Here is a 15,901-nt window from a genome sequence, read left to right on the forward strand (position 1 = left end):
GATGCCGCGGCATCCACGATGCCCCATCGCACGGCCGTCGGAAAGGGCTTGACGCAATGCGTCGGCAGAGTCCCAGCAAGGACCCTGCCGACGCTCAGGCGGAGAACTTGCGCGCCCGCCCTTCCGCCTGTCCGGCCCGCGGGTGTTCACTGTCCCCATGGGGGGCTACATCGCGCCGCCCGGGAACCGCCTCCGCTTCAGCAGGCTCGGCGGACCCGAGGCGTGGCTGATCTGGATCCTGGCGACCACGTTCGTCGTCTGGCTCTTCGCGATCCAGACCGGCTACGCGGTCGTCTCGCCGGAGATCCAGGAGACCGCGGGCCTCACGCTCGCGCAGATCGGGCTCGCGGCATCCATCTACACCTGGAGCTTCGCGCTCGTCCAGTTCTTCAGCGGGTCGCTCCTCGACCGCTTCGGAACCCGGCCGCTGCTCGCCATCGCGGTCGCGCTCGTCGCCGTCGGCGCGTTCCTGTACGCGGGCACCACCGACTTCGCGACCCTCGCGATCGCGCAGGTCGTGCTCGCGCTCGGGGCATCCTTCGGCTTCGTCGGCGCCGGGTACGTGGGCGGCAAGTGGTTCCCGGCCGAACGCTACGGCCTCATGTTCGGTCTCGTGCAGGCGGCCGCGAGCCTCGGCGCGGCCGTCGGGCAGCCCGCGATCGTGTTCTTCCTCCACGCGTTGAGCTGGCAGCAGCTGCTGCTCATGTTCGGCACGTTCGGCGCGATCCTGGTGGTGCTGTTCCTGATCTTCGTGCACGACCCGGACACGCACCCGGCCCAGGCGCCCGCGGATGCCCCGCCCCGGCCCAACGTGCTCGTCGAGATCTTCCGGAACCTCGGCCGGTGCTTCTCCAACGTGAAGGTCGTGCTTGCCGCGGCGATCGCGGGCGCCGGGTTCGGGACGATGCTCGCCGTCGGCGTGCTGTGGGGCCCGCGGATCATCCAGGCCCGCGGCGCCGATGCCGACTTCGCGACCCTCATGACCGCGCTCGCCTGGCTCGGCCTCGCGGCCGGCGCACCGCTGGCCAACGTGATCTCAGACCGCTGGCGCAGCCGCAAGTGGCCGGCGTTCTTCGGGCTGCTGCTCCAGGCGCTCGCGATCACGCTCGTCATCTACCTGCCGTTCGAGGGCAAGGGCGTCGCGTCGGTCCTGATGCTCGCGGTCGGCCTGTTCTCGGGCGTGCAGATGCTCGGATTCACGATCTCGGGCGAATCGGTCGAGCCGTCGCTGATCGGCAGCGCGGCCGCGATCGTCAACGGCGTGGCGTTCCTCGTGAGCGGCCTGCTGACCTCGATCCCGTCGAGCCTGCTGCCGGATGCCCCGGACCTCGCCGACTACCAGGCGGTGCTCTGGATCATGCCGCTCGTGGTGCTCCTCGGCGCGGGCGCGGCGCTGCTGCTCAAGGAGCGGCCGGCGGTCGACGCGGCGTGAGGGGTCGGCGCCCCGCCGACCCCGCGTGGCGTCGCTCATGCGTCGACGCGACTGCTCACCCACCCCCGCTCGTCGGACCCTGCCGGCGCCCACCCGAACCTCGGCGCGATCTCGGTGGCGACGGTCTCGATCACCGCGAGGGTTTCGGCTTGGGTCGGGTTCGCGGGTTGTACCTGGAAGATCAGCTCGGTGACGGCGTCGATGAGCGGCTCGGCGCGCAGCGAGGACACGATGTCCTCGGGATCGCCGTAGTGCACGTTCGAGAACGCGAGGAACTCCTCGTACGAGAGCTCCTTCAACTCGGGCACGGAATCCGACAGCGCTTTCATCATCGGCTGGAATCCCGGCAGCAACGCCTCCCGGGCGGCGGCGCGGCTCGCGGCCGGGAAGATCGTACGGGACAGGGCGACTCTCGGGGCCAGTCCCTGCCCTGACACGATCGTGCCGTGCCGCTCGACCAGTGGGATCTGCACCTCGGGCGTGGGCGTCGCGCCGGCGCCGATCGCCACCCTGGACAGCAGCAGCCCGCTGCCCCGCCGCGCCGCCTCGTCGACTCCGGCGGGCTGAGACGGCCCCTCCCAGAGGCGGTCGAGCAGCCCGGGTGCCGGCGGGTAGAGCACCGCGCCGTCGTCGTCGAGGGGGATGCCGGCGAGTGCCGAGCGGATGCGCGTGATCGCCTCGGTGAAGACGGGACGTCGCTGGTCGGCCTCGACCGAGAATGCGGCGTGCAGGCCGGGGCTGCCGAAACCCGTGCCGAACCCGAGCTCGAGTCGGCCGGGATAGAGCGTCTCGATGATCGCCGCCTCCTCCGCGACCCGCAGCGCGTTGTCGAAGGGCAGCGTGAGCACGGCCGTGCCGAGTGAGATCCTGCTGGTCCTCTCGGCGACGGAAGCAAGGAAGAGCAGCGGCGAGGGCTGGCCGCCGTGGGAGCCGAAGTGGTGCTGCGCGATCCAGACCGAGTCCAGTCCGAGGTTCTCGGACGCGACGAACAGCTCAGTGACGTCGCGGTAGACCTCGGTCGCGGTGCCCGGCCCGCTCGCGTAGCTGAAGAACCCGAGCCGCAACGGCCCCTGACGCGGAATCAAGTTCGGTGCGCTCATGCGTTGACTTCTTCCAGGTTGAAGCTGATGCCGAGTGCGGCGGATGACTCGCCGCCGTAGACACGGTCCACCCGCACACGGATGATGTGTCGCCCGATGATCGGGTACTCGGCGAGGAACGCGTCGCGCTCCGGGCCCGGAGCGAAGTGATCGAACCCCGGTAGCGCCAAGATCTCCTCGGCGATCACGTCCTCGTGTGTCACGCACGGCTCCGAGATCTCCGCGATCCCTTCGCCGACCAGCCACTGGCTGAAGCCCTTGTTCGACACGTGGATGCTCGCGCGGGGGTCGCGACTGAGATTCCGGGTCTTGGCGCGGAAGCCGGCAGCGATGATCCGAGCCACCCGCGTCTCGGGATCGAAGTGGTACCCCACATTCGACAACTGCGGCCGCCCATCCTTCTTGATGGTGGCCAGGATTCCCAAGGTGCTCCGGCTGAAGAGGTCGAGCAGGGCATCCGGCGTCAGTGGAGCGCGCTCGGCGCGATCGATGGTGGTGGTTTCGTCGCTCATGGTCGCTCCTACTCGGGCTTCACGGTCTGGCCGAGCGGCAGCATGGTGCGGTTCGCCCACGCGAACTGCGCCACCGCGTAACTGAGGTCGAGGATCTCGCCGGTGCTCAGGCCCGCGTCTCGCAGTCGTTGCACAGCCGCGCCCGTCGGCGCGGGCGGAGTGACTGCGAGCTCTGCGGAGAAGTCCGCGATCGCGCGAGCTCGCTGACCGAGGTCTGCGTCGATTCCGTCCTTGATCACGGCGTGCACCGCGTCGCGGTCACCACCGAGCTTGATCGAGGCGTTGCCGTGCACGAAGGCGCAGTAGCGGCACCCGGTGACGCGCGATTCGACGAGTGCTGCGAACTCGCGCTCGGCGGGAGGGAGTGCATCGCCGTGGACGATCGATTCCATCGATGCATCGGTGAGCTTGTCGCGTTCGAAGAACACCTCGGCGTCACGGCCGAGGGTGAGGGTGAACGGATGCCGGCGCGCCCATGGACCCATCGCATCGAGCACCTCGAGCTCACGCTCGGTCGCCGTGGAGACCTCGAGCACCTCGACGCGTGGTTTCCAGTCGAGCGGCGCGAGCGTGAAGTCGATGTCCTCGAGACCCTTGACGATGCCCGCGGTGGGGACCGGTGCGGCCACCGGGTCATCGGCGCTGCCCTCGAGCGCGGTGAGCGCAGCGAGCGCGCGCACCTGGTAGGAGACGAATCCGACGAGCAGGGTCAGCGTGACGAGGGCGCTTTCGCCGAGTCCCACCGCACGGAGCGCGTCGTAGTGCGCATCACCGATGTGCACGGGATCGGCCGCGACGATGGTGGCGAAGTTCACGATCGCGTCGAGACGGGGGCCTGCGGCTTCGGCGACGTCCTCGCCCAGTGCGTCGAGCTCGGCGCCGTACGCCTCGGCGAGCGCGCCGGCGCCGGAGATCTCGGCGGCGGCTCGAGCCGCGCTGAAGCGCTCCACCTCGCTCAGTCGCTGCGGGTCGCCGCCGAAGACGGCGTCGAACGTGCGTCCCACGTGTGCGGTGATCAGCGGACGTTGCTCCCACAGGGCCCGTCGTTCGCCTTCACCGAGCACTTCGTCGGCAAACCAGTCGGTGGTCCGGGATTCGAGTGCGGTTTCGATGGTCATCGGGCGACTGCCTCCAGCGTGTGCTCATCCGTCGTGGCCTGCGTCTCCCAGCGCGGGCGCCATCCGAGGGCCGGAGCGATCTCGGTTGCGACGGTCCTGACCGTCCGCAGGAGTGCGTCGAATCCCGGCTGCCCTGGCTGAACCTGGAACACCAGTTCGTCGGCCTGCGCGAGCGTCCGGTCGGCGAGAAGTGATTCGACGATGTCGTCCGGGCTGCCGTAGTGGATGTTGTGCGCGGCGAAGATCTCCGCGACCGTGGACGCCTCGCTCACCATGCCGTGACCTGCCATCGGCGTGTGGAACGCGACGACGCTGTCGACCAGATCTGCGAGCGCGCTCGCCCGATCGCGTCCCGGATAGATGGTGCGGGAGACCCCGATCCTCGGCTCGTGACCGTGGGCGCGCGCGGCGTTCTGGTAGGCCTCCACGAGCGCGACCTGGACTTCCGAGGTGCGGGCCGAGTCCGGACCCCACGCCGTCCGCGACAGCAGCAGTCCGGCGCCGTTGGATCCGGCGTGCTCCACGCCGCGGGGCGATCCGCTGCCGACCCAGAGCCGGTCGGCGAGTGCGGGGGCCGGTGGATGGAGGGGGGTGTTCTCGCCCGCGACGTTCTCGCCGGCGAAGCGGCCCCGCAGAATCGGAAGCTCGCGCTCGAGCGCTTCGCGGCGGTCGATGTTCGCCTTGCCAAGGGCAACGGCGCTGCGGTCGGCACCGCCGGTGCCGAGACCGAGCTGCAGCCGTCCTGGATACAGCGTCTCGAACACTGCCGCGTCCTCGGCGAGTCGGAGCGGCTCCTCGTAGGGCAGCGCGACGATCGCGGTACCCACACCGATCCCGTGGGTGCGGGCGGCGACGGCGCTGAGATACGGGAACGGGTTGGGCAGGCTGCCATGGCGGCCGAAGTGGTGCTGCGCCACCCACCCCGTGTCCAGGCCCAGTTCATCGGCCAAGGCGAAGAGCTCGAACCCGCGCTGATACGCCTCGGCCGCATCCGGACTGTCGTCCATGTAGGTGAAGAATCCGAGGCGCAGCGAGCGCTCGCGATCAGCCATGTGTGGCCTCCAGTAGTTGGTCGGTGGGGAGTCGCGGGAAGGCTTCGAAGAGGACCTGGGTATAGGGATGGAGCGGATTGCGGAACACGTCTTCGACGCTTCCGGATTCGACGACTCGTCCGTCGGTCATCACGAGCACGTCGTCGCACACGTGGTACACCACGCTGAGGTCGTGCGAGATGAACAGCAGCGAGACGCCGAGCTCGCTCTTGAGGTCCCCGAGCAGGTCGAGGATCTGCGCCTGGATCGAGATGTCGAGCGCCGACACCGGCTCGTCGCAGACGATGACCGAGGGTTCTGCCGCCAGGGCGCGCGCGATCGCGACGCGCTGACGCTGTCCGCCCGAGAGCTGCAGCGGATTCCGGCTCACGAAGTCCCCGTCGAGCCCGACCTGGTCGAGCAACTCGAGGGTGCGGGACTTGAACTGCTGGCGGGGGAGCTTGATCGCGCTGAGCACCTCGCCGATGATCTTCTGCACGTCGTAGCGCGGGTCGAACGAGCCGAGCGGGTCCTGTGAGATCACCTGGAGCTGGGTTCGGCGCGGACGGCGCGCACGCTCGCGCAGATCGCTCCATGGCTCCCCGCCGAGCAGCACCGTGCCGGAGTCGGGTTCCACCAGGCCCAACGCCATCCTGGCCAGCGTCGTCTTGCCCGAACCGGATTCGCCGACGATGCCGAGTGATCTGCCCGCGTCGAGACGGAACGAGACACCCGCGACCGCGGTTCGCGTGCTGCCGCCCGGCCCCGGGTACGTCTTGACCAGATCGGTTCCTTCGAGAAGTGGGACACCGCCGTCGGACGTGACGCGGGGAGGACGGAGGGGGGACCGATCCTCCACCTGAGTCAGGGTGGCGCGCGGCCCGGAGAGTCGCGCACCCTTCGGGTGGGCGGACGGCACAGCCGCGAGCAGGCGCTTGGTGTACGGATCTCGGGGCGAGCCCAGCACCTCGTCGGTGGGCCCGGTTTCGACGATGACCCCGTTGTGCATCACCGCGACCCGGTCGGCCAGACGCGAGACCACCGAGAGGTCGTGGCTGACCAGGAGCAGCGAGGTCCCGTCGGAGCAGAGGCGCTCGAGCAGCTCCAGAATCTGTCGCTGCACGGTGACGTCGAGAGCGGTGGTCGGTTCGTCGGCGATGATGAGGGACGGGTTCCCGCCGATGGCGGAGGCGATCAGCGCGCGCTGTCGGAGACCGCCGGAGAGTTCGTGCGAGTGCTGTCTGGCACGAATGTCGGCGTCCGGGATGCCCGCGAGCGTGAGCAGTTCGTTCACGCGGGTCGCGATCTCCTCGCGCGGAACGATCTTGTGGGTTCGCAGGAGTTCGCCGACCTCGGCCCCGATGGTGCGAAGCGGATCGAGGGAGACCAGCGCGTCCTGCAGGATGAAACCCACGTCCTTGCCGCGCAGGTCGCGCCATTGGTCGGGGCTGAGTCGAAGCAGGTCGCGACCGGCGAACTCGAGCTTCGACGCGGACACGGTGGCAGCGCGTCCGTTCAAGCCCACCAGGCATCGTGCAGAGACGCTCTTGCCCGATCCGGACTCGCCGACGATCGCGAAGCACTCGCCCGGGTCGACGTGGAAGCTGATGCCCTGCACGGCGTGCGTGACCCCCCGTTTCGTCGGGAAGTCGACGCTGAGGTTCTCGATCTCGACGAGCGGCGTGGTCATCGAACCGCCTGGAGCGCCGCCGACGCGATCGGGGTGGCCGCGGCGACCGCGGGCAGCACCTCGGACACGAGGAGATCGAACTGAGCCCGGGTGTCGAGGCTGAGCAGTCGAAGCGAGATGTGATCGACACCGCTCTCCACGAGCTCGACGAGTTGCTCGACGGTCTCGTCGAGCGAGCCGAACGCCCCCGCGAACCCGAGACGCTCCGGCGCGAAGGCGCCGCGGCCGTAGTAGCCGTCGAGGAATCCTCCGACCGTCGCAAGCGTCTTCGCTCGGTCCTCGCCGACCGCGACCCCGGTGTATGCCGCGATCGGAATCTCCCGGTGCGGAAGGCCGAGTCGGTCGAATGCCGCACTGATCTGCTCCCGCGCCGCAGCGATCACCGAGGCCGACCGGGTGGTGATCTGGTAGCCGTCCGCGTATCGGGCGACACGCTCGAAGAAGCGATCCCCGAGCTTGGTGTTGAAAGCCGGCATTCCGGCGATCCAGATCGGGGCGGGCTGCTGCACCGTCGGAGTGATGCGGAGGTCGCGGAAGCTCGTGAACTCGCCGTCGAAATCGACGGTCTCCCCCGTCCAGAGCGCGCGCACGATCCGGATGTTCTCCTCGAGTCGCAGCGGGCGCTCGGGGTCGGTGATGCCGCCGAAGTATCCGCCCTCGATCTCCGATCCGCCTCCCGCCTTCTGAGTTCCGTTGCACACGGCGAGCAGCGAGCGACCGTCGCTGAGGTTGTCGAGGCTCGACCACTGCAGTGCGAACTGGATGGGGTCACGTACCGGGAAGGTGGCCATGCAGGCCACGCCGAGGCGCACTCGCTCGGTGAGTGAAGCGAGTGCGCCGAGGAGCACGATCGCGTCGGGCCGGGGCTTGACGGTGAGGCTGTCGCCCACCCAGATCGTGTCGATGAACTCGGACTGCTCGGCTTGGGCGCCGAGACGGATGAGGTCCTTGAGCGGGTCGCCGCCGATGAGCGACGCCCGCTGTGAGACGGTGAAACCGAACGAGGTCGTCATGCGGGTACTCCTCCGTGAGTGCTGGTGCTCGAGCGCGGTGAAACGCGCAGGGTCGAGATGCTGGTCAATTGGGGGCCCTGCCTTCGAAGCGTTCCTGCACGAGTCGACCCAGCGCGGTGATCGCGATCACCGCGACGACCAGGACGACACCGGGGAAGAATCCCAGCCACGGTGCGTCCTGCAACTGGGCGCGCGAATCGCTGAGCAGGAGACCCCACTCCGACTGCGGCGGCGCCGCGCCCAAGCCGATGAAGCTGAGTGCAGCGGCACTCAGGATCGCGCCTCCCACACCGATGGTGGTGAGCACGAGCAGCGGGCTGATCGAATTCGGGATCACATGCGTGGTCACGAGGTGGAACTTCGAACGACCGAGCGTCTTGGCGGTCTCCACGTATCCGGAGCGCACCACCAGCATCACCTGCGCGCGAACCAGTCGCGCCGAACCCGGAAAGGAACTCAGCCCGATCGCGATGGCGAGGTTCACGATGCTGGGACCCAGCACCACCACGGTGAGCATGGCGAGCAGGATGCCGGGAAACGCGAGCAGGATGTCGAGCACGCGCGAGATCAGGCGGTCCGCGATTCCACCCGCGATCCCGGCGATCGCACCGACGATGGCGCCGACCACGATGCTGAACACCGTCGCGGCGACCCCCACGATGAGCGAGAGCCCGGCGCCGTAGACGACCCGCGTGTAGAGGTCTCGGCCGATCGGATCCGTGCCGAAGATATGGTCCGCACTCGGCGGTTCGAGGGCGGCCTTGAACTCGGTGGCGTCCGGATCGAGCGGTGTGAACAGTGCCGGAAAGAACGCCATCAGCAGGAACAGCACCACCAGGGTGCTCGGCAGGATCCAGCGCGCGTAGGGCGCGACGAAGGTCTTGCGCGCGGTACGTACTGGGCGAACGGCGAGCGCCGCGGTCTCGAGGGAGGCCTCGCCGACGCTCACGCTGCACGCCCCGTGAAGCCGCCCTGCACGTGCACCTGGCGCAGACGCGGGTCGATGAGCGGGTAGAGCAGATCGACGATGCTGTTGACGATCACGAACGCGATCGAGCTGAAGATGACCACTCCGATCACCAGGGGGATGTCCTGGCTGTTGATCGCGCTGAGGGCCAGGCGGCCGATACCCGGCCGGGCGAATATGGTCTCGGTGATGACGGCGCCGCCGAGGAGGAACCCGAAGAACATCGCGGAGAGGGTGATCCCGGCAAGCATCGAGTGCCGGTACGCGTGCCGCACGCGGACCGAGGTTTCGCTGATCCCGCGGCTGCGCGCCGACAGGATGAAGGGCTGGCCGAGGGTCGATTCCATTCCCTGCCGCAGGATCTGGGCGAGGGTGCCGATCATCGCGGCCGCGACGGTGATCGCGGGGAGAACGAGCGAGATCGGCCCTCGATCACCCGAGTCGGGGAAGATCGGGATCGTGTACGAGAAGGCGGCGAGCAGCAGCAGTCCGATCCAGAACGTGGGCACCGAGATGATCGTCAGTTCGATGAACGACGCGGATGCTCGCGCGACCTTCGCCCGACCCGACGTGAGCACTGCGGCGATCGACGCGATCAGAATCGCCAGGAAGAAGGCGACCACGGTCAGCGTGATGGTGGGCCACATCTCGGCGCCGATCGCATCCGCCACGGGCTTGCGAAGCTGAAAGGACTGGCCGAGATTGCCTCGAGCGAGCCGGCCGAGGAACACCACGTACTGGATCCAGAGCGGCTGATCGAGTCCGTACTCGCGTGTGATCTGGTCGCGCAGCTCCTGCGGTGCTTCCGGATCGGTGATGAGTACGTCGACGGGTTCGCCCGGCAGCGCCTGCATCACGAAGAACGAGAGCGTCGCCGCGCCCCACAGCACGAGGATCGCGTCGACGACGATCCGCACCAGCACTCGGAACCACGGGTACCGTGCCCGCTCGGGTGCACTGTCTCGTGCCGCCGAGGGAAGGACGTCTTCCCGGTCCAGCTGTTCCACGAAGTGGGGTGTCGCCATCGAACTGTTCCTCCCTGTGCAGTGCGCTGAGTCGGTTCCACCGCTGAGGCGGTGATGTGGTGGGCGGCCCGGCGAGACGGTCCGCCCACCACGAGTGCTGGTGCTGGGCCCGAGTGCTGCTACTCCTTGCCGTCGATCCAGGAGTCGTAGAACAACGGGAATCCGCCCAGCTGGAAGCCGATCCCGTGCACGTAACTGGCAGAACCGATCCGGTACTGCAGCACGTTGATCGGGATGAGCGCCGCCTGCTCGTTGACGATCTGCTGCACTTCCTGGAAGGCATCGATCCGGGTCTGGTCGTCGAGAGCGGTGAACTGCGTGGCCAGCAGCGCGTCGATCTCGGGGTCGACCGTGTTGGACCAGTTGTAGCCACCGTTCGCAGCGACGAACTTGCTGCTCAGGGCCGCATAGACGATGTAGGCATCCGCACGGGTCAGGCTGGTGTCCGACAGGTCGTAGTCGTTCGCCTTCAACGTCGCGAAGTAGGTGGCGTTGTCGACCGGGTTGATCACGACCTCGATACCGAGTTCCTTCGCCTCGGCCTGGATGCCCTGGGCCAGCACATCGCGCTGGTCACGGATGTTGGGTGCGCGCACCAACCAGGTCACGCTCAGGCGCTGGCCGTCCTTCGTGCGGTACCCCTCGGAGTCCTTGGTCGTGTAGCCGGCCTTGTCGAGCAGCTTGTTCGCGGCCTTCTGGTCGTACTCGAATGCCCCGGTGAGGTCTTCCTGGGCGGAGGAACCGATCGGCGCCGACGGCTCGGTCACGATGGACCAAGCGCGCTTCGCGGTACCGCTGTAGACGGCCTCGAGAAGCCCATCGATGTCGATTCCGGTGCGGAACGCTTCACGAACGTCAGGGTCGCTGAACGGCTTGCCCGCGAGCTGGTTCAACTCGAGCACGTAGGGCATGCCGGACGCGTCGTTGACCTGAAGCTGCAGGTCCGGGTCGGACTTCACCGACGCGATGCTCGACGTCGGGACCTGGATGATCGCATCGGCCTGGCCGCTGGTGAGGGCACCGACGCGGTTTCCCGCCTCGGGAACGAATCGGATCTCGATTCCGTCGAGGTAGGCCGGACCCTGGTGGTCGCCGCTGCCCGGCCCCCAGTTGTACTCCGCGTTCCGCTCGAGGACCAGCTCGCTGCCCTTGGTGTAGGAGACCACCTTGAATGGTCCGGACCCGATCAGGCCGGTTCCAGAGGCGAGCGCGGTGAGGCCCGCGGGGGTCAACGCTGCAGGGGCGATGATGGCCGATCCGGGGAAGGACAGATCGTCGAGGGTGGTCGCGTAGGGAGCGGTCAGCTTGATCTGGAAGCTGAGCGGCCCGGTCACGGTGAAGGTCCCACCGCGCTGCGCGATGTTTCCGAACACGGTGCCGCTCGTGGATCCGGTGCTGCCACGATCCCAGTTCGCCTTGATCGCGGCCGCGTCCACCGGGGTTCCGTCGTGGAAGGTGACGTCCTCGCGGAGGGTGAAGTCGTAGGTGAGGCCGTCGTCGGAGACCTCCCAGGTCTCGGCGAGTTGCGGATAGAACTTTCCGTCGTTGCCGTGCTGAAGCAGGGTGTCGAAGATGTTCACCGCCACGATCTGGTTCGACATGTCCGCGTTGGCCTGCGGGTCGAAGCTGAACGGCTCGACGTCGTGGTCGTAGACCAATACGCCGCCGCTGACCGGCTCGGATGGGGTCTCCTCCTCAGGTGTGGAGGAGTCGGACGAACAGCCGGCCATCAGCGCGACGACCGCGAGGGCGGCGATCACGGTGGTGGTGGTGCGTTTCAGGGATCTCATGGGGTGCTCCAGTCGGGAGGGTGGGTGTGCTGTGTTCGGCAGACGCGGTCGTGCGGGTCACATGGTGAATACGCGCGGTGGGGTGAGCTCCTGCAGGTGCAGGCCGATCGCATCCACGGCGTCGTAGTCCTCTTGGGACAACGTGATCTCACCCGCGCGGGCGTTGGCTCGCAGGTGGGCCGGATTGCTGCTTCCGGGGATCGGAACGACGACGGGCGAGCGTTGCAGCAGCCAGGCCAGGATCAGCTGCGGAACGGAGATCCCATACTTTTCGGCTAACGGCGCGAATCCGGTGCCGGGTTCGAGCAGCGCCCGATGTCCGAACGGGAAGAAGGGGATGAACGCGATTCCGAGGCGCTCGGCCTCGTCGATGACGGCCTCGAACGTGCGGTCGCCGAGGTGGTAGTGGTTCTGCACCGACACGATCTCGACGATCTCTCGCGCGGCGGTGAGTTGCTCGACGGTGACCTCTGAGAGTCCGATGTGACGGATCTTGCCCTGCCGCTGAAGCTCGGCGAGGGTTCCCACCTGATCGGCGAGGGGGACCTGGCGGTCGATCCGGTGCAGCTGATACAGGTCGATCCGCTCGACACCGAGGTTGCGAAGGCTGAACTCCAGCGCCTGGGTCAGGTACTCCGGCCGTCCCAGCACACCCCAGATGTCCGGACCACCTCGGGTCATGCCGCCCTTGGTGCCGACCACGAGCGAATCCGGGTAGGGCTTCAGGGTGTCGCGGATGAGCTGTTCGGCGTAGTGCGGGCCGTGGGCATCCGCGACGTCGATGTAGTTGATGCCCGCGTCGAGCACGGCCCGCAGCAACGATCCGGATGCCTCGGGGTCGGGTGCCGGGCCCCACGCTTTGTGTCCGACGATGTCGGCGGCCCCGAAGCCGACACGTCCGATCGGCAGGTCGCCGCCGAGCAACCAGGTCGTCGATTGACTCGCAAGAGTCTCGGGCATCGTTGCTCCCTGTCGGTGTCGATGTGTGCTCCAGCCCCGCCGATGTGCGGGCTCGGCCAACCGTATGGGCGTGCCATCGGTGAGGAACGTCGAGGGTAAAGAAATGTAAGACGGCGTCCGATTCGTCACAAAGCGGCGTGTTTTGACGGTGGGGAGCGACTCGGGGCGTCACAAGAAGCAGGACTGCGGGGTAACGAGACGTAAGACTGCGTCCGATTCGTCACGCAATGGCGTGTTCTCGACCTGGTTGAGCTACTCAGAGAGCTGTGCCAGAAACGCTCACCCCCGACACCGCGACCGCGACCGCGACCGCCACCGCGACGCCCGTCATCGCTGTCGAGCCCTCCGCAGCGCTCATCGATCAGCCCGTGAGCATCCTGCTCAGCGGCTTCGCGCCACGGGAGCCGATCACGATCACGGCCACCACTCAGGACGCGGCCGGGGTCGTCTACAGCTCGGCGATCGTCGTGGCGGCGGACTCGAACGGCGCCGTGGACCTCAGCACGGACACGCCAGTCAACGGCAGCTACCTGCGCGCCGACGCGAACGGACTTCTCTGGTCGCTCGCGACGAACGAGGAGGATGCCCGGACCGGACTCGACTCGCGTTTCGTGAATACCCGGCTCGAGCCGTACACGATCACGTTGCGGGCCGAGACGCAGGACGGCCGCAGCGCCGAGACGGCGACGGTGCGGCTACCGATCGCTCCGACGGTGCACCGTGAGCACGTCCCCGACCCCGAGCTCGTGGGGAACCTGTTCCTTCCCGAGGGTGAGGGACCGTTCCCCGTCGTCGTGGTGGTGCCGGGGTCGACCGGTGGTATCCCGGACGGCCTCGCCGCTCTCTACGCCTCGCACGGGTTCGCCGCCATTGCGCTCGCCTACTTCCAGGCCGGGGAGGGGGTTCCGCCGACGCTCACCGAGATCCCGCTGGAATACTTCGAGCGCGCACTCGCCTACATCGACACCGACCCGCGGCTCGACGCCGGCCGAATCGCGATCAACGGCGTCTCACGCGGCGGCGAGTTGGCGCTGCTGCTCGGCGCGCGCTATCCGCAATTCAGCGTCGTGGTCGCCTGGGTTCCGAGCGATCACCTGCACCCCGCCATTCAGGGTGCCGGCGCCACCGAAGAGCGCGCAGCCTGGACCCATGGCGGCGAACCGCTGCCCTACCTCTCGCATCGGTTGCCCACAGCCCCGCGCGGCGACCTCGACCTACGCGAAGGCGCCTATCTCGGAGCAGTCGACCACCTGCGTCGCGCGCAGCACACCGAGTTGCACCGGGCGGCGCAGATCCCGGTGGAGAACACCCAGGGCGCCATTCTGATCGTTTCGGGCCGGGACGACACGCTCTGGCCGTCCGCCATCTACGGCGACTGGGTGGTCGATCGCCTGCGTGAGCACGGCTTCGAGTACGAGGTGACTCACCTCAGCTACGACCAGGCCGGCCACACCCTCGGGCCCGCGCACGCCCCGGCCACCCTCAACCGGATGTTCTGGAAGCAGCCGGGAAGCGACGGTCCGCCGCTCGTGCTCGCGCTCGGCGGCACCCCGGAGGGGATTGCGGCCGCGCGCAACGATCTGTGGCCGAAGGTCCTCGAATTCCTCGACCGGAACCTCCGTCGACCGGCGAGTGCGCGGTCGTGAGGAACACCGTTCCGGCGGGTCGCCCCTCCTCCGTCGCCGGTCCGCCCGCGCCGGCTCCCGGGTCGGTGCCGTGATACCGGGAGGCGCGCGTCAGCGGCCGGCGGTCGACGCGGCGTGAGGGGTCAGCGCCCCGCCGACCCCGCGTCGGTCACGCCGACATCCGTGCGGTGGAAGTTCTGGAACGAGCGCGACGCCGTCGGGCCCCGCTGGCCCTGGTACCGGCTCGAGTAGTCGGCCGAGCCGTACGGCTTCTCCGACGGCGACGACAGCCGGAAGAAGCACATCTGCCCGATCTTCATGCCGGGCCAGAGCTTGATCGGCAGGGTCGCGACGTTGCTCAGTTCGAGGGTGACGTGGCCCGTGAACCCGGGGTCGATGAAGCCGGCCGTCGAGTGCGTCAGCAGGCCGAGCCGGCCGAGCGAACTCTTGCCCTCCAGGCGCGCCGCGACGTCGTCGGGCAACGTGACCGCCTCGAACGTCGACGCGAGCACGAACTCGTTCGGATGCAGGATGAACGGCTCGTCGGGCTTCACCTCGATGAGGTGGGTCAGCTCGGGCTGGTCGACCGCCGGATCGATGAACGGGTACTTGTGGTTGTCGAACAACCGGAAGTAGCGGTCGAGGCGCACGTCGATGCTGCTGGGCTGCAGCATCGACGGATCGGATGGCTCGAGCGCGATGCGTCCTCGCTCGAGCTCGGCACGGATGTCGCGGTCGGAGAGCAGCACCCGGCCAGCCTAGCCACCGCGGGCGGTGCGGGTGGGGCGGTCCGCGACCGCCCCACTGGCCGGAGAGGCGGCGCGTCGATCGTGTCGAGACCGCCCGCACCCGCCGATGCGAAGAACCCGGCCGTCGTTGTTAGGATGGGTCGCGCACCGCCGGTCGGTGCATGCCGATGTAGTTCAATGGCAGAACTTCTGCTTCCCAAGCAGACAGCGCGGGTTCGATTCCCGTCATCGGCTCCATTTCCCTCAGCCCCTCCCGTCGGCCGAGTCGGTGCGCCCTCCCCACGGTGGTCGAGTAGCGCCGCCGGAGGCGACGCGTATCGAGACCATGGCGAGTTGGTCTCGATACGCGTCCTCGCTCCGCTCGGGCGCTACTCGACCAGCGGATGGCTCGCCCCGCTTTCGCGCTCCTCGACCAGCGGCGGATGGCGCAGGGACCGAGCACTCCTCGACCACCGGTCGGCATGAGCCTGCGACGATGGGCCCATGACCCGAACGACCGTCGACGCCCCGGCCGCTCCCGCCGCCATCGGCCCCTACGCGCACGCCGCGACCGCGCCGGGTGCCGGACTCCACTTCCTGTCGGGGCAGACCCCGATCGACCCGGCGACCGGCCGGCTCGTGGACGGCGACATCGGCGCCCAGACGCGGCAGGCGTTCGCCAACCTCCGCGCGGTGCTCGAGGCGGCCGGGCTCGGCCTCGAGGAGGTCGTCAAGGTGAACGTGTACCTCACCTCGATGGACGACTTCCAGGGCATGAACGCCGTCTACGGCGAGACCTTCACGGCGCCGTACCCGGCGCGCACGACCGTCGCGGTCGCGGGCCTCCCGCTCGGCGCTCGCGTCGAGATCGAGCTCGTCGCCGCGACACCCCAGCGCTGAGCCCACGGGC

The 15,901-nt window shown here is 68.4% G+C and carries 14 protein-coding genes and 1 tRNA gene; 4 read left to right on the forward strand and 11 right to left on the reverse strand.

Annotation, left to right across the window (positions count from 1 at the left end):
- Positions 1–157 precede the first annotated feature (157 nt).
- Positions 158–1,432 carry an MFS transporter gene (locus tag ACDF64_RS04130; RefSeq protein WP_394553562.1) on the forward strand — a complete coding sequence of 425 codons (1,275 nt, stop codon included), beginning with the start codon at positions 158–160 and terminating at the stop codon, positions 1,430–1,432.
- Positions 1,433–1,467: 35 nt separating this feature from the next.
- Here the strand turns inward: ACDF64_RS04130 and ACDF64_RS04135 are convergent, their stop codons facing one another.
- From ACDF64_RS04135 to ACDF64_RS04180, 10 genes are all read right to left on the reverse strand, one after another.
- Positions 1,468–2,532, reverse strand: coding sequence for an LLM class flavin-dependent oxidoreductase (locus ACDF64_RS04135; protein WP_394553563.1), 1,065 nt, complete (start codon positions 2,530–2,532; stop codon positions 1,468–1,470).
- The gene (locus ACDF64_RS04140) at positions 2,529–3,044 is read right to left on the reverse strand and encodes a PPOX class F420-dependent oxidoreductase (RefSeq protein WP_394553564.1); all 516 of its coding nucleotides are present in this window, start codon (positions 3,042–3,044) and stop codon (positions 2,529–2,531) included. Before ACDF64_RS04140 ends, ACDF64_RS04135 begins: the two co-directional genes overlap by 4 nt.
- 8 nt (positions 3,045–3,052) lie before the next feature.
- Positions 3,053–4,162, reverse strand: coding sequence for a peroxidase-related enzyme (locus tag ACDF64_RS04145; protein WP_394553565.1), 1,110 nt, complete (start codon positions 4,160–4,162; stop codon positions 3,053–3,055).
- On the reverse strand, positions 4,159–5,214 hold the full coding sequence (locus ACDF64_RS04150; protein WP_394553566.1) for an LLM class flavin-dependent oxidoreductase: 1,056 nt from the start codon (positions 5,212–5,214) through the stop codon (positions 4,159–4,161). Before ACDF64_RS04150 ends, ACDF64_RS04145 begins: the two co-directional genes overlap by 4 nt.
- Complete coding sequence (locus ACDF64_RS04155; protein ID WP_394553567.1) at positions 5,207–6,883, reverse strand: dipeptide ABC transporter ATP-binding protein; 1,677 nt, start codon at positions 6,881–6,883, stop codon at positions 5,207–5,209. Before ACDF64_RS04155 ends, ACDF64_RS04150 begins: the two co-directional genes overlap by 8 nt.
- On the reverse strand, positions 6,880–7,896 hold the full coding sequence (locus ACDF64_RS04160; RefSeq protein WP_394553568.1) for an LLM class flavin-dependent oxidoreductase: 1,017 nt from the start codon (positions 7,894–7,896) through the stop codon (positions 6,880–6,882). The genes ACDF64_RS04155 and ACDF64_RS04160 overlap by 4 nt, the downstream gene beginning before the upstream one ends.
- A 64-nt stretch (positions 7,897–7,960) precedes the next feature.
- The gene (locus tag ACDF64_RS04165; RefSeq protein WP_394553569.1) at positions 7,961–8,845 is read right to left on the reverse strand and encodes an ABC transporter permease; all 885 of its coding nucleotides are present in this window, start codon (positions 8,843–8,845) and stop codon (positions 7,961–7,963) included.
- The gene (locus tag ACDF64_RS04170; protein ID WP_394553570.1) at positions 8,842–9,888 is read right to left on the reverse strand and encodes an ABC transporter permease; all 1,047 of its coding nucleotides are present in this window, start codon (positions 9,886–9,888) and stop codon (positions 8,842–8,844) included. Before ACDF64_RS04170 ends, ACDF64_RS04165 begins: the two co-directional genes overlap by 4 nt.
- Positions 9,889–10,007: 119 nt before the next feature.
- Complete coding sequence (locus tag ACDF64_RS04175) at positions 10,008–11,678, reverse strand: ABC transporter substrate-binding protein (RefSeq protein ID WP_394553571.1); 1,671 nt, start codon at positions 11,676–11,678, stop codon at positions 10,008–10,010.
- A gap of 57 nt (positions 11,679–11,735) precedes the next feature.
- Positions 11,736–12,602 (reverse strand): aldo/keto reductase, encoded by an 867-nt coding sequence (locus ACDF64_RS04180; protein WP_394553572.1) that lies wholly within the window; start codon positions 12,600–12,602, stop codon positions 11,736–11,738.
- Positions 12,603–12,904: 302 nt separating this feature from the next.
- On the opposite strand from ACDF64_RS04180, the gene ACDF64_RS04185 reads away from it, so the two are divergent.
- Positions 12,905–14,284, forward strand: a complete 1,380-nt coding sequence (locus ACDF64_RS04185) for an acyl-CoA thioesterase/bile acid-CoA:amino acid N-acyltransferase family protein (RefSeq protein ID WP_394553573.1) — start codon at positions 12,905–12,907, stop codon at positions 14,282–14,284.
- Positions 14,285–14,406: 122 nt separating this feature from the next.
- Here the strand turns inward: ACDF64_RS04185 and dcd are convergent, their stop codons facing one another.
- On the reverse strand, positions 14,407–15,012 hold the full coding sequence (gene dcd / locus ACDF64_RS04190; protein WP_394553574.1) for a dCTP deaminase: 606 nt from the start codon (positions 15,010–15,012) through the stop codon (positions 14,407–14,409).
- A gap of 163 nt (positions 15,013–15,175) precedes the next feature.
- On the opposite strand from dcd, the gene ACDF64_RS04195 reads away from it, so the two are divergent.
- Positions 15,176–15,249, forward strand: a tRNA-Gly gene (locus tag ACDF64_RS04195).
- 246 nt (positions 15,250–15,495) lie between these two features.
- Complete coding sequence (locus ACDF64_RS04200) at positions 15,496–15,891, forward strand: RidA family protein (RefSeq protein WP_394553575.1); 396 nt, start codon at positions 15,496–15,498, stop codon at positions 15,889–15,891.
- Positions 15,892–15,901 lie beyond the last annotated feature (10 nt).

The organism is Agromyces sp. MMS24-JH15, assembly GCF_043518605.1.
Lineage (GTDB): Bacteria > Actinomycetota > Actinomycetes > Actinomycetales > Microbacteriaceae > Agromyces.

Bases quoted from the DNA above. Each gene is read 5' to 3' on its own strand.
- ACDF64_RS04130 (WP_394553562.1), top strand. From the start codon at position 158: ATGGGGGGCTACATCGCGCCGCCCGGGAACCGCCTCCGCTTCAGCAGG.
- ACDF64_RS04135 (WP_394553563.1), bottom strand. From the start codon at position 2,532: ATGAGCGCACCGAACTTGATTCCGCGTCAGGGGCCGTTGCGGCTCGGG.
- ACDF64_RS04140 (WP_394553564.1), bottom strand. From the start codon at position 3,044: ATGAGCGACGAAACCACCACCATCGATCGCGCCGAGCGCGCTCCACTG.
- ACDF64_RS04145 (WP_394553565.1), bottom strand. From the start codon at position 4,162: ATGACCATCGAAACCGCACTCGAATCCCGGACCACCGACTGGTTTGCC.
- ACDF64_RS04150 (WP_394553566.1), bottom strand. From the start codon at position 5,214: ATGGCTGATCGCGAGCGCTCGCTGCGCCTCGGATTCTTCACCTACATG.
- ACDF64_RS04155 (WP_394553567.1), bottom strand. From the start codon at position 6,883: ATGACCACGCCGCTCGTCGAGATCGAGAACCTCAGCGTCGACTTCCCG.
- ACDF64_RS04160 (WP_394553568.1), bottom strand. From the start codon at position 7,896: ATGACGACCTCGTTCGGTTTCACCGTCTCACAGCGGGCGTCGCTCATC.
- ACDF64_RS04170 (WP_394553570.1), bottom strand. From the start codon at position 9,888: ATGGCGACACCCCACTTCGTGGAACAGCTGGACCGGGAAGACGTCCTT.
- ACDF64_RS04175 (WP_394553571.1), bottom strand. From the start codon at position 11,678: ATGAGATCCCTGAAACGCACCACCACCACCGTGATCGCCGCCCTCGCG.
- ACDF64_RS04200 (WP_394553575.1), top strand. From the start codon at position 15,496: ATGACCCGAACGACCGTCGACGCCCCGGCCGCTCCCGCCGCCATCGGC.